The organism is Actinokineospora sp. NPDC051303, assembly GCF_055586285.1.
Genome location: NZ_JBVJIN010000068.1, coordinates 1 through 12839, shown reverse-complemented (window position 1 = coordinate 12839; position 12839 = coordinate 1). Strand labels below are relative to the sequence as shown.

Below are 12839 nucleotides of genomic sequence, written 5' to 3'. Positions count from 1 at the left end.
ATGCCGTCCCAGGGGCCGCTGATCCCCCGGCGCCGCTTGGGCCTCGAACTGCGCAAGCTGCGCGAGCAGGCGGGCCTGCACCTCGAAGACGCCGCCCAGCACCTGGAGTGCTCGGCGTCCAAGATCAGCAGGCTGGAGACCGGGCAGGGCGTGCCCAAAGCGCGCGACGTCCGCGATCTCCTCGACCTCTACCAGGTTGACGACCAGAAGCAGCGCGACCAACTCGTCCGGCTCGCGGGCGAGGGGCGCAGACAGGCGTGGTGGCAGGACCTCTCGGACGTGGTCTCCAGCAACATGGACACGTTCATCTCGCTGGAGTCCGAGGCGTCCAACATCCGCCACTACGTCCAGTCCGTCGTGCCAGCGCTGATCCAGACCGAGGACTACGCGCGGGCGCTGCTGCGCGCGTTGGCGCCGCGCGACGGCGACGCGGAGCTGGAGAAGCGGTTGCGGCTGCGGCTGGGCAGGCAGGAGTTCCTGGCCGCGCGCGCGGACCCGCCGCGGATCAACATCATCCTCGACGAGGCGACCCTGCACCGGGTGGTCGGCTCGCCGAGGGTCATGGCGGGTCAGCTGCGGGCGCTGCTGGAGGTCGCCGAGCGCGGCAACGTCTCCCTTCGGGTCTATCCGTTCGCGGCGGGACCCGATCTGGCGATTCAGTGCACGTTCGTGGTGTTCACCTTCGAGAGCGAGTACGACCGCAACGCGGTCCACATCGAGCTCAGCGCGGGCGACCGCTGGCTGGAACAGGACAGCGACATCGTCCGCTACACCCGGATCTTCGACGAGCTCGGCCGCAAATGCCTCGACGTCGCCGAGAGCGCGGCCCTGATCCAGTCGATGATCGACCACTACACGACAAAGGAAGAGCAACACTAATGAGAATCAACTACCGGCAGAGCAGCTTCTGCTCGACCGGAGCCTGCGTCCAGGTCGCCGTTCTCGACAACGGCGACGTGTCACTGCGGGACTCGAAGGATCTCTCGGTCGCACCGCACACCTACACCCCGCAGGAGTGGGTCGCCTTCACCGCCGGTGTGAAGAACGGCGAGTTCGACCTCGTCCCGGGCGCGCTGCTCGACCGCTGACCTTCCTGGCCTGCCGGAGCCGCCGCGGTCGCGGCGGCTCTGGCGTGCCGTGTAACAGTCCGGTAACCTTGATCGCGGGTTGCTCGACGTCGTGTGACCGGGGGACCGGCCCAGTGAGACCTCACTGCGGCCGGTATGCGCGATTGTCAGGAGGCGGGACCATGTCAGAGCCGTTCATGCGGGAGCCGCGCGGCGGGTCGGCCCGGTTCCGCCGTAGCACCCTGTGCACCACCGGCGCGTGCGTGGAGATCGCCGTGCCAGCCGAGTCGGCGGCGCTGCTGATCGGCGACGGCCACGGCGGCGTGCTCAGCCTGCCCTCGCCAGCGGCCTTCCTCGCCCAGATCAAGCTCGGCCGCTTCGACGCCGCCCGCCGCTGAGGCGGATTCCCCTGTCCCCGCCCGGATTTCCGCTCGCGGGCCGGAGGACGAATGGCGGACGCGTCGGGCCGGTTCGCTACTCTCGGACACTGCCGCCGGGACCGCCGGTCCCCACACGCGAGGAGTGCCCGTCATCGAAGCTGGTCAGTTGGTCGCCAATCGGTATCGGCTGCTGGACACCATCGGCAGCGGCGCCATGGGCGTCGTCTGGCGAGCCAGGGACGAGCGCCTCGAACGCGTCATCGCGATCAAGCGGCTGATCATCCGGCCGGGGCTGTCCTCGGCGCAGACCGAGGAGGCGCGCAGACGCGCCATGCGCGAGGCGCGGATCGCGGCGCGGTTGCAGCACCGCAACGCCATCGCGATGCTCGACGTCGCCGAGCACGACGGCGACCCGTGCCTGGTGATGGAGTTCCTGCCCTCGCGCAGCCTGTCCGCTGTCCTGGCCGAGCAGGGCACGCTGCCGCCGGAGCAGGTGGCCGCGATCGGCTCGCAGGTCGCCGCGGCGCTGGCCGCGGCGCACGCGGCGGGCATCGTGCACCGCGACGTCAAGCCGGGCAACATCCTGCTGGACGACAAGGGCACGGTGAAGATCACCGACTTCGGGATCTCCCGGGCTATCGACGACGGCACCATCACCGAGACCGGGATGCTCGCGGGCACCCCCGCCTACCTCGCCCCCGAGATCGCCCGCGGCCAGGACCCCAGCCACGCCTCGGACGTGTTCTCCCTTGGTGCCACGCTCTACCACGCCGTCGAGGGCAAACCGCCGTTCGGCCTGAACCCCAACCCGCTGGCGCTGCTGCACGCGGTGGCCTCGGGCAACGTCGCGCCGCCGCGCAACGCGGGCCCGATCACGCCCGCGCTGATGTCGCTGCTGCGCGCCGACCCGGCCGACCGGCCCACCATGGACGAGGCCGCGAGCGTGCTGGCGCTGCCCACGGCGCCGATGCCCATCCCGACGCGGGCGCCGGTGTTCGAGCAGCGCACGGTCCCCGGCCGCGCCGCGGTCGCGCCGACGCTCCAGGCCGCCCGGCCGCGCGCGGAGTCGGTCACCGTGCCGCACCGGACCGCCGCGCCCGCCCCGGCGCCGCGCCGCGGTCTGCTGGTCGCCGCCCTCGCTGGCGTGCTGGTCCTGGCCGCGGCGCTGACCCTGGTGATCGCCAACGCGGGCGAGCAGCCGGGGGCCCAGCAGCCGAGCACGGTCACCTCCGTGGTCACGGTGAGCCAGGAGCCCGAGGCGAGCAGGCAATCGGTCACGACGACCACGCCCGCGGCGACCGAGAAGGTCACCGTCTACAGCGAGGCTGGCCTGCACGTGGTCAGGTACTACGGCAGCGACCAGTCGCCCGAACAGCGGTGGGAGCTGCTCGGCCCCAACGGCAAGGCGGTCTTCGGCGACTTCGCCGGGTTCGCCGCGTACTGGGGCCAGTACGACTACATCAGCTCCCGCAACGCCAACGGCGTCACGCCCAACCCGGACGGCTCGGTCAACGTCCCCCTCGACGTGACGGTGAAGTCCGCGGCGGGCGAGGTCACCGCGAAGAAGACCGTGAAGGTGATCCGGGTCGGCGGGCAGTACCTCATCGACTCCGACTCCCGGTAACCGCCGCCCGCGTCCACCCGGGACGTTCCACCTGGGACTGATTGCGGGAACAGCGGGCAGATGGCAGCGTGGGGGCCTTCCCGGGGTCAAGGAGGACCACCATGCCGATGATGCCCGTGACGGACTCCGTTTTCCTGCTCGGCGAGTCCCGGGAGCATCCGCTGCACGTGGGCGGTCTGCAGCTGTTCGAGCTGCCCGACGGCGCCGGGCAGGAGTACGTCGGCGGCCTGCACCGCGACCTGCTCACCCACTCCGTCGCCGGGCTGTTTCGGCGGCGGCTGCGCGGGCCGATCGGCAGCCTCGGCCAGTGGGCGTGGACCGACGACGACCGGCTCGACCTCGAATACCACCTGCGCCTGTCCGCCCTGCCCGCCCCGGGCCGGGTGCGGGAACTGCTGGAACTGGTGTCGCGGCTGCACGGCTCGCTGCTCGACCGGCACCGGCCGCTGTGGGAGACCCACCTCGTGGAAGGCTTGCAGGGCAACCGGTTCGCGGTCTACACCAAGGTGCACCACGCGCTGCTCGACGGCGTGTCCGCGCTGCGCATGCTGCGACGGTCGCTGTCCACCGACCCGGACGAGCGCGCGATGCGCCCGCCGTGGGCGCCCCGGCCGGGCGACACCCGTTCCGCCGCGTCGCCCGCGCACCGGCTCGCGACCGTGGCGCACGCCGTGCGGGACCTGGCGGGCATGGGCCCGGTCATGGCGAAGTACGTCAACCAGATGTTCCGGGAGCAGTCGGCGACGCTGCCGTTCGAGGCGCCGAAGACGATGTTCAACGTGCCCATCACCGGGGCCCGCCGCTTCGCCGCGCAGGGGTGGCCGCTGGAGCGGGTGCGGGCCATCGGCGCGGCCACCGGCACGACCGTCAACGACGTCGTGCTCGCCATGTGCGCGGGCGCGCTGCGGCAGTACCTGCTGGAACTGGGCGCGCTGCCGGACAAGCCGCTGGTCGCCGCCGTGCCGATCTCACTGCGCCGGGACAGCGACGGCACTGGTGGCAACGCTGTCGGGCTGATCCTGGCGACCCTCGCGACCGACTTGGCCGAGCCCGCCGAGCGGCTGCGCGCGATCGCCGCGTCCACCCGCCGAGGCAAGGCGTTTTACCAGGGCATGAGCCCACTGCAGATCACCGCGCTGAGCGCCATCCCGCTGGCCCCGCTCGCGGTGGCCCTGCTGCCCGGCGCGGTGCGGATCGCGCCGCCCGCGTTCAACGTGCTGATCAGCAACGTGCCGGGCCCGCGGACGCCGCTGTACTGGAACGGCGCGCGCATGCAGGGCCTCTACCCCGTGTCGGTGCCGTACGAGGGCCAGGCCCTCAACATCACCGTCACCAGCTACGCGGGCTCGCTGGAGTTCGGGCTGACGGGGTGCAGGCGCAGCGTTCCCCATCTCCAGCGCCTGCTCACCCACCTGGACACGGCCCTGGGCGCCCTGGAGAAACAGGTGCTCACGCCGTGAGCGGCCTCAGCCGCTCTTGCGTCGGAACTGGCGCTTGCCGCCGACCTTGCCGTGCGCGTCGTGGACCTTCGACCCGCCGGTCACGTGGTCCTCGCCGGACTTGGCCAGGGCCTGCTTGCGGGCGAGCGCCTCGCGGAAGCGGCTCTTGAGGTCCTGGGGTTCCGCGGCGTCCTCAGGTTCAGGCTGCTCGGGCTGATCGGGCTGATGGGACACAGCGGACCTCCACGTCGAAAGTGAATGGTGGGGCCAGCCTCGCACGGGCCTACGGCGATGGTCGACTCGATTTCGCGCCGGTCCCCCACCCGTCGTCCACACAGCCTATCGCGGCGTCTCGGCGCGCGCCGCGAGCCCGTCGGCCCATGCCAGCTAGTGACGGCCCAGACCGTCGTGCGCGGCGGCGGGACGCCAGTGCCGCGAGCCTAGTGCCGACGGGGTGCGTGATGATCGTGCCCGGAGGCCGCCCATTACCCTTTTGGGCGGAGGAGAACGGTGAATTTGCTAGACCACATCGCTTTGGTCGCGGACCTGGCAGGCCGGTCGGATCTGGACTTCCGCGCGCTCGCCGCCGACGAGCACCTGCGGTTCGAGCTGTACCGGGCGGCCGACCCGGCCGACGACCGCGCCTTCCTTGAGGTCGTCCTGCGCGATCCCGACCACGCGATGGCGGTGGCCGCCGCGGTCGCCCGCATCGACGACCGGGGCAAGACCCTGCCGGACTTCGTGCGCTGGGCCGAGCACGTCCGCCCCGCCGTCGCCCACGTCGAGTTCGTCCGCTCCCGCCTGGACGAGTGGTGCCTGCTGTGCGACGCCCTGGCGGGCAAGCCCGTTTCCGAGAACGCCGTGCTGGCCGCGTCGGACTGGGCCCAGCGCAAGCTGGCCGCCGAGGTCGACGGCGATCTGCTGGCCCTGCTCGCCGTGCACGGCAGGACCCGCCGGGTCCGGGCGATGACCCGGGTCCCCCGCCCGGTCCGCCCCCGCCGGTGCGCGGACTGATTTCAGACGACTCTCGGTTAGTCCGTTGTGGACGGTGAGTCGCTGGGCTGAGTGGTGTTGGTTCGGCGGTGGATAAGGAACTCGGCGAACTCGGCGACCACTTCTAGGCGGCGGTCCTCCGCGACCGGGTCCGGGGTGATTTCCCGGCGGATCGCCTCGCCGTCGAAAATGTGCTCCAGGGTGTTGACCAGCATCTCAAGGTCGTCGTCGGGGAACAGTTCGCTGCCCGGGATCAGGCGGGCGACCTCGATGATCTCGGCGAAGAACCGGCGGCCGGTCTCGCTGAGCCGCACGCGCAGGTCCGGGTCGGTGCGGGCGGCCACCATCAGCTCGAACCACACGACGTTTTCCGGGTTGCGGTGGCGGCCGCGCATCAGCCGCAGCGCGTCGAGAAGCGTCGGCTCGCGCAGGTCGGCCAGTTGCCGCCGGGCTTGGGCGATGTGCCGCCTGCCGACCTCGGCCGCGGTGGCGACCATCAGGTCGAGCCGGGAGTCGAAGTGCCGGAACAGCCCGCCGCGGGACACGCCGGAGCGTTCGCAGATCACGCCGAGCGAGGCGTTGGCGTATCCGATGTCGGCGATGGTGGAGATCGTCGCGTCGATCAGCCGCCCGATCGTCGTCGCGCGGCGCTCCTGCTGGGTGCGCCGTCGCGGCACGCTCTGGGCCGCCTGGCCGTCGCGTTGTTTGGCCGCGGGCGGCGCGTTTGTGGCGTAATCCACCATGGCGTCAGGCTACGGTACTCACTCTGGGATAAATTAGAGACCGATCGGTCGTTTCTTATTGACGTTCGGAAGATCGATCCGATTCCATTCTGGGCATGGTGTGGGACACACGATCCCGACGTTGACCGCGACGGGCTGTCGCGATCGGCCACCTGATCAGTCGACCTCACGTCCCGACTCAGTGTGGAGTTGCCGAATGCCCATTTCCCTTCGTCGTGGCCTGGTCGCCACCGTGTCCGCGACGCTGGTCGCCGCGGGCGCCGTGGCGGTCTCGGCGGTGAGCGGCCCGTCCGCGATCGCCGCCGACTCGACCTCGGTCTACACCCCGCCCTCCTCCCTGCCCGCCGGTCAGAACGGCGACATCATCAAGTCCCAGCCCTCGACGTTCAACGGCGCGAAGGCGACCCGCATCCAGTACCTGTCCCGGGACAACAAGGACAAGCCGGTCGCGGTCAGCGGCACGGTCCTGGTGCCGAACACCGCGTGGAGCGGCCCCGGCGAGCGGCCGATCGTGGCCTACGCGCCGTTCACTTTCGGCATGGGCGAACAGTGCGCGCCGTCGAAGACCATGGCGGGCGAGGGCTCGTCGGACCTGGTGTCCGGTTTCCAGAACAGCTTCGTCAGCGCGCTGCTCAACGCCGGGTTCGCGGTGGCGCAGACCGACTACATCGGGCCGTGGGTCCAGGGCAGCGGCGAGCACCCGTACGTGAACCGGCTGGCTGAGGCGCACACCGTGCTCGACGTGGTCCGCGCGGCGCAGCGGCTGCCGGGAACCGGTCTGCCCGCCAACGGTCCGGTGGGCATCGCGGGCTACTCCGAGGGCGGCTCCGCCGCGGCGTCCGCGGCCGAGTTGGCCGCCACCTACGCGCCCGAACTCGACATCAAGGGCGTCTACTCCGGAGCGCCGCCCGCGGACAAGGCCGTGCTGGCCAAGTCGCTGGACGGCGGCCTGTACGTCGCGTTCCTGGGCTACGCGCTGATCGGCATCAACCAGGGCTACCCCGAGGCCAACATGATGGGCCTGGCCAACCAGGCTGGCGCCGACCTGTTCCTCCAGGCCCGCAAGACCTGCACGCTGAACGCGGTCTTCCAGTTCATGGGCAAGCAGACGAGTTCGCTGACCAAGGAAGGCAAACCGGTGTCGGCGTACCTTTCCCAGGCGCCGTTCGACGCGATCATCGCGGAGAACCGGCTCGGCACCATCAAGCCCGCCATGCCGGTCATGGTCCAGCACGGGGCGATGGACGACGTGATCCCGGTCGCCGTTGGCAAGCAGATGGCCAAGGACTGGTGCGGCAAGGGCGCGAACGTCCAGTGGAAGGACCTGATTTCCTTCTCGCCGATCCTCTCCCACGCCATGGGCATGATGTCGGCGTCCGGCGACGCGACCGCCTTCCTCAAGAGCGCGTTCACCGGGCAGGCGGGCACGGGCAACTGCGGCAAGTTCTGATCGCCTGAGCACACCGTCATGGGTGTGGGGCCCTTTCCTGGCGCTGGACGCCGGGAAGGGGCCCTTCGCCGTCGGTGGGCCGCCGCGCTGGAGATGCCGGGTTTTCAGGCGGGAAGCTCGTACTCCAGCTCGAAGAAGTGCTCCTTCTCCGGGGTGATGGTGATGGTGGCTGTGCCGCGCATCCCCTTGAGCTCACCGGTCGCGGAGCCGGGGACCACGAAGTAGCGGGAGCTGAGTTCGCCGCGGTCCTGGCTGGAGCTGTGGGAAAGGACGAAGCTGCCCTTCTTGCCGTGCACCGTGCCCTCGAAGTACTCGATGCCGACGTATGTGGCCGACTTCTCCTCCGTGGTCTGCGCCATGATCATCTCGGTGTGGCCGCGGCCGTCGATGTCGCCGCCCGCGAACAGGCGCGATGACTTGCCGTGCAGCAGTTTCGCGCCTTCGGTGACCCGGAAGGGCTCGTCCGCCTCTTCCCAGACGTCGAGGTCGAACTGGCTTCTCGCGGTTGGCACGGTTGGACTCCCTGTGGCTTGAGGTTTTTCGGCCGCCACCATAGCCAGTCCAGCGTGTCACCGCGCGCGGTCGCCGGGCCGCTCAAAGTTGAGCGGCGCCGGGCCCGGCGGGGCCGCAGCATCGGGGGGTCGAATGTGTGCCCGACTCGTCGAAGGCGGCGCGATGCCGATTCCCCCGGGGCAAGACCGACCGAGCCGACCGAGCCGGACTGAAGCCGCGGCCGCGGTGATCGGGGCGGACGAGGCGCACGTCTGGGTCCTCGACCCGCACACGCTGGCCATGTCCGACCTGGTGTCGGCGTGCCGGGAACTGCTGTCCGACGACGAGCGCGCCCGCGTGCGCCGCCGCCGGTTCGACCGGGACCGGCACACCGCGCTCGCCGCGCACGCGTTGGCCCGAACCGCGTTGAGCTGGTGCGCGCCCGAGATTCACCCGGAGGAGTGGGTTTTCGGGCGCACCGAGCACGACCGGCCGGAGGTGCGCGGGCCGATCGTGCTGCCGCCGCTGCGGTTCAACGTCTCGCACACCGACCGGCTCATCGCCTGCGTGGTCACCTCGGGCATCGCCTGCGGAATCGACGTCGAGGTGGTCGACCGGGACACCGACGTCGACCTGCTGGCGCGCAACATCTGCACGCCCGCCGAGTTCGCCAGCCTGGCCCGGCTGCCCGACATCGCCCGCAGGGGCCGGTTTTTCCGGTACTGGACGCTGAAAGAGGCCTACAGCAAGGCGCGCGGCCTCGGGCTGTCGGTCCCGTTCGAGCGGCACGGCTTCGACTGGGACAGCGGGCCGATCCGGCTGCGCGCCGACGACCCCGCCGACGACCCGGAGCACTGGCAGTTCGCCCAGTGGCCGGTGACCGACCGGCACATCCTCGCGGTCGCCCTGCGCACCGGAGCGGCGCCGGACCGGCGCGTCATCCGCCACCCGACCCCCACCGAGGCGTCCGAATCGGACACTCCCGGGGTCTTCGCGCGTTGGAGGTTTGAAAACCATGACTAGAACCGTGCTCATCACCGGATCGGCCGTCCTGACCGGCGCGCATCTCGCCGCGCGCAGGCTGTCCGCGTCCGCCGACTACGTCGTGTTCGCGCCCTGGGGCGCGGACCAGCCCAGCGGCGCGGACCTCGTCGCGGCGGTGCGGCGGGTGCTGCGGTCCACTGTGTCCAGTGGCGCGGCCGACATCGGCCGGATGCGCTGCCTGCCCTACGGCGAGGGCCTCGCCCGCGCGTTACCCGAGGGGTGGCGCATCGAAGAGGTGTGGTGTCTGACCGGAACGCCGTGGGTGGGCGGTGAGCAGGTCGCGGCGGCTGATCTCGTCGGCACGCGCAGGCTGCTGGACGAGTTGGGGCCACTGGGCGTGCGCGAGCTGAACCAGGTGGGGTCGGTGTACGCGGCCGGACTGGACGCGGGGCACGTCGCGGAGGTCCCCTGGGACGTCGATGACGGGCTCGGGGACGAGGTTTCCGCCCAGTACACGGCGATGGAGCGGGAAGTGGTCAGCGCGTGCGCGGCGGCGGGGGTGGCGCACCGGACGTTCCGCACGGGCCTGGTCGTCGGCGAGAGCCTTGGGCTGACCGGGTTTCCGCGTGAAGGCGCGGCGCCGCTGTTCGGCGCCCTGCACGACCTGGTGCGCGAGGTGCGCGAGCGGCTGCCGGAGTACTTCGAGCACCAGCCGCTGCGCTGGCCCGCCCGTCCGGGCGGCAGCCTCGGCCTGATCGAGGTCGGCGAGGCGGCGGAAGCGTTGCTGTGTCTGGGATACAGCGAGCCGCAGGGGGTGGTGCGCCATGTGGTGGCGCCGTCGAACGTGAGCGTGGAGAAGCTGGTCGACCAGATCGGCGCGGCCTATGACATTCCGATCTCGGCCGTCGCGGACCCGGACGAGTTGACCGCCGTGGACCGGCTTTTCACGGCCCGGCTGGGCGCGTTCACCGAGTTCCTCAGCGCCCGCACCACCTTCGACCACGCCGAGCGCTGCGGTCCGGAAAGCCAGGTGGGCCCCGACCTGCTGCGCCGGATGCGGCGCGGCCAAGACCTCGCCGCCCGCGCCGCCGCCCGGCACGTCGCCGAGACCAGGATGGGTATGCGGCGGCGCACCATCGACGCGCACGGCGCCCCGCTGACCTACGAGGTCGCGGGCGCCGACGGCCCGGTGCTGGTCATCCTCAACGCGCTCGGCCAGGGCACCGGGTTCTGGTACCGGGTGGTGGACCGGCTCGCCGACCGTTACCGGGTGATCCTGTGGGAGCCGCGCGGCACGGACTCGCCGGTGTCGGTGCTGCTTCCCGACCAGGTCAACGACCTGATCGAGGTGCTGCGCCACGAGCGCGTCGACGCGTGCGACCTGCTCGGCTGGTGCACGGGCCCGAAGGTGGCGGTGGAGTTCGCCCGGCGGCGGCCGTCCGCGGTGCGGTCGATGGTGCTGCTCAACGGTTCTTTCCGCGCCAGCGGGCGCACGGGGGACCCGGACACGCCCTACGAGCGCAACCTTGAGGCGCTGTGCCGCATGGTCGGCGGCCAGCCGCACCTGGCGAAGTCGATGCTGCGCATGTTCGGGCTGCGGGAGGAGTTCGACCCTGTCGACGAAGCCGACCCGCACCGGCTCGCCGAACGCGTGCTGTCGCTGGCGAACCGCGCCCTCGCCGAGGACCTGCGGCACCCGTTCCGGTCCCCGGCCACGCTGGTGAACTACGCGCGGCAATTGCTGGACTTCTGGGCGCACGACAGCATCGCCGACGCCGAGTCCGTCACGACCCCGATGCTGTTCATCGGCGCGGAGTTCGACACCGTGGCCTCCCCGGAGCGGTTCCGGCAGTCCGCGGCGGCGTTCCCGAACGCCCAGCACGTCCAGATCGACGGCGCCACCCACTACGTGATGCATGACCGACCCGACCTCGTCGCCGCGCTGGTGGACGGCTTCCTGCGCGGGCACCCGCGCGACGACCTCGCCGGGCTGCGCTGGTCGGACCTGCTGGAAGTGCGCTGACCTGCGCAGTTTTGCCTACTGGACAAGGTTCGCGCGGCGGACAGTGAATGTCCCGCGCCCCTTCGACAGAGGAGTCGCCGTGACCCGTGACCCACTCACCCGCGTCCACACCCTGCTCGACCCCGGGCATATCCGGCTGCTGCAACCGCAGGACGACTGCGGCGTGCTCACCGCCCGCGGCACGATCGAAGGCGAGCCGGTGATCGTCTACTGCACCGACCCGACCCGCATGGGCGGCGCGATGGGCACAGAAGGCTGTCGGCGCATCGTCCACGCGATCGAAGCCGCGGTGACGCAAGGGATTCCGGTGCTCGGCCTGTGGCACTCCGGCGGCGCGCGGCTGGCTGAGGGCGTGGTGGCGCTGGACGCCGTGGGCAAGGTCTTCCACGCCATGGTGCGGGCATCCGGGCGGGTGCCGCAGATTTCGGTAGTGCTCGGCCCTGCCGCCGGTGGCGCCGCCTACGGTCCCGCGCTGACCGATGTGGTCGTGATGAGCGCGAACGGGCGGGTGTTCGTGACCGGCCCGGAGGTTGTCCGGTCGGTGACAGGGGAAGTGGTCGACCAGGAGCAACTGGGCGGCGCTCAGGCGCACGGCCGCAAGTCCGGCGTGGTGCACGTGACCACGGCGGATGACGAATCGGCGATAGGCGTGGGCCGGGAACTGGCGGCGCTGTTGGGACGGCCGGGATGCGTGAACGCCCGGCTGCTGGGCGAGTCGGTGGACCTGGGTGGTTTCCTGCCGGAGCGGGCGAATCGGGCGTATCCGGTGAAACCGTTGGTGGACGCGCTGTTGGACGCGCCGGGAATCGAGTTGCATCCCCGGTGGGCGCCGAACATCAACACGACGCTGGGGCGGTTCTCTGGGCGCACGGTTGGGGTGGTCGCGAACAATCCGCTGCGGTTGGGTGGCTGTCTGGACGCGACTTCCGGGGAGAAAGCGGCGCGGTTTGTGCGGATGTGTGATGCTTTTGGGATTCCGTTGATTGTGTTGGTTGACGTGCCTGGCTATCTTCCTGGGGTGGGGCAGGAATGGGGTGGTGTTGTCCGGCGCGGGGCTAAGTTGCTGCATGCTTTTGCTGAGGCTACGGTTCCTCGGGTTACGGTTATCACGCGTAAGGCTTATGGGGGCGCGTATTTGGCGATGAACGCGCGGTCGATGGGGGCGCATACGGTTCTCGCTTGGCCTACTGCGGAGGTGGCTGTTATGGGGGCTGAGGCGGCGGTGAATGTGCTGCATCGTAAGACGCTCGCGGCTACTCCTGAGGCTGAGCGGTCGGCTGTTCGGGCTCGGCTGGTTGCTGAGCAGCTTCGGTCTGCTGGTGGGGTGGATTCTGCGCTGCGGATCGGGGCTGTGGATGACGTGATTGAGCCGATGGAGACTCGTAAGCGTATTGCGGCTGCGTTGATTGAGGCTGGGGAGCGGCGGGGGTGGCACGGTAATATTCCGTTGTGAGGGCTGGTTGTGCGGGGTTGCTCGGTGGGGTTTTTGGTTCCCGGGGTGGCTGGCTCGTGTGGGGTTGCTCGATGGGGTGGAGTGGTTTCTTTGGGGCCTTGGCCTCAACCGGTCGGTGCGACACTGTGGGATGATCATGGGGACTGATCGGAGTGTCGCCTGGTGGCGTTGAACGTGCCGTTGTCCTCGGA

Annotated in this window: 13 protein-coding genes; 10 read left to right on the top strand and 3 right to left on the bottom strand. The window is 70.6% G+C overall.

Going from position 1 to position 12839, the window contains the following annotated elements; all coding sequences use genetic code 11:
* From ACZ6SD_RS29950 to ACZ6SD_RS29930, 5 genes are all read left to right on the top strand, one after another.
* On the top strand, positions 1-879 hold the full coding sequence (locus tag ACZ6SD_RS29950; RefSeq protein WP_465320369.1) for a helix-turn-helix domain-containing protein: 879 nt from the start codon (positions 1-3) through the stop codon (positions 877-879).
* Positions 879-1088: a DUF397 domain-containing protein gene (locus tag ACZ6SD_RS29945; RefSeq protein WP_091455255.1), complete on the top strand. Its 210-nt coding sequence runs from the start codon at positions 879-881 to the stop codon at positions 1086-1088. Before ACZ6SD_RS29950 ends, ACZ6SD_RS29945 begins: the two co-directional genes overlap by 1 nt.
* A gap of 161 nt (positions 1089-1249) precedes the next feature.
* A complete protein-coding gene (locus tag ACZ6SD_RS29940) occupies positions 1250-1465 on the top strand; it encodes a hypothetical protein (RefSeq protein ID WP_465320368.1) in 216 nt (71 codons plus the stop codon).
* 124 nt (positions 1466-1589) lie between these two features.
* Positions 1590-3071: a serine/threonine-protein kinase gene (locus ACZ6SD_RS29935; RefSeq protein ID WP_465320367.1), complete on the top strand. Its 1482-nt coding sequence runs from the start codon at positions 1590-1592 to the stop codon at positions 3069-3071.
* A 101-nt stretch (positions 3072-3172) separates the two neighbouring features.
* Positions 3173-4531 (top strand): WS/DGAT/MGAT family O-acyltransferase, encoded by a 1359-nt coding sequence (locus ACZ6SD_RS29930; protein ID WP_465320366.1) that lies wholly within the window; start codon positions 3173-3175, stop codon positions 4529-4531.
* A 6-nt stretch (positions 4532-4537) separates the two neighbouring features.
* Here ACZ6SD_RS29930 and ACZ6SD_RS29925 read toward each other — a convergent pair whose 3' ends face one another.
* On the bottom strand, positions 4538-4744 hold the full coding sequence (locus ACZ6SD_RS29925; RefSeq protein ID WP_465320365.1) for a DUF5302 domain-containing protein: 207 nt from the start codon (positions 4742-4744) through the stop codon (positions 4538-4540).
* A 276-nt stretch (positions 4745-5020) separates the two neighbouring features.
* Here ACZ6SD_RS29925 and ACZ6SD_RS29920 point away from each other — a divergent pair, with 276 nt between their 5' ends.
* Positions 5021-5524, top strand: coding sequence for a hypothetical protein (locus tag ACZ6SD_RS29920; protein WP_465320364.1), 504 nt, complete (start codon positions 5021-5023; stop codon positions 5522-5524).
* 17 nt (positions 5525-5541) lie between these two features.
* On the opposite strand, the gene ACZ6SD_RS29915 is transcribed toward ACZ6SD_RS29920, so the two are convergent.
* Positions 5542-6246, bottom strand: a complete 705-nt coding sequence (locus ACZ6SD_RS29915; protein ID WP_465320363.1) for a TetR/AcrR family transcriptional regulator — start codon at positions 6244-6246, stop codon at positions 5542-5544.
* A 196-nt stretch (positions 6247-6442) separates the two neighbouring features.
* On the opposite strand from ACZ6SD_RS29915, the gene ACZ6SD_RS29910 reads away from it, so the two are divergent.
* The gene (locus ACZ6SD_RS29910; protein ID WP_465320362.1) at positions 6443-7696 is read left to right on the top strand and encodes a lipase family protein; all 1254 of its coding nucleotides are present in this window, start codon (positions 6443-6445) and stop codon (positions 7694-7696) included.
* A 104-nt stretch (positions 7697-7800) separates the two neighbouring features.
* Here the strand turns inward: ACZ6SD_RS29910 and ACZ6SD_RS29905 are convergent, their stop codons facing one another.
* Complete coding sequence (locus ACZ6SD_RS29905; protein WP_465320361.1) at positions 7801-8208, bottom strand: DUF3224 domain-containing protein; 408 nt, start codon at positions 8206-8208, stop codon at positions 7801-7803.
* Between the two features lie 163 nt (positions 8209-8371).
* On the opposite strand from ACZ6SD_RS29905, the gene ACZ6SD_RS29900 reads away from it, so the two are divergent.
* From ACZ6SD_RS29900 to ACZ6SD_RS29890, 3 genes are all read left to right on the top strand, one after another.
* On the top strand, positions 8372-9211 hold the full coding sequence (locus ACZ6SD_RS29900) for a 4'-phosphopantetheinyl transferase family protein (protein ID WP_465320360.1): 840 nt from the start codon (positions 8372-8374) through the stop codon (positions 9209-9211).
* On the top strand, positions 9204-11195 hold the full coding sequence (locus tag ACZ6SD_RS29895) for an alpha/beta fold hydrolase (protein ID WP_465320359.1): 1992 nt from the start codon (positions 9204-9206) through the stop codon (positions 11193-11195). Before ACZ6SD_RS29900 ends, ACZ6SD_RS29895 begins: the two co-directional genes overlap by 8 nt.
* Positions 11196-11274: 79 nt before the next feature.
* Entirely contained in the window at positions 11275-12648 is a 1374-nt protein-coding gene (locus tag ACZ6SD_RS29890; RefSeq protein WP_465320358.1) for an acyl-CoA carboxylase subunit beta, read from the top strand.
* Positions 12649-12839 lie beyond the last annotated feature (191 nt).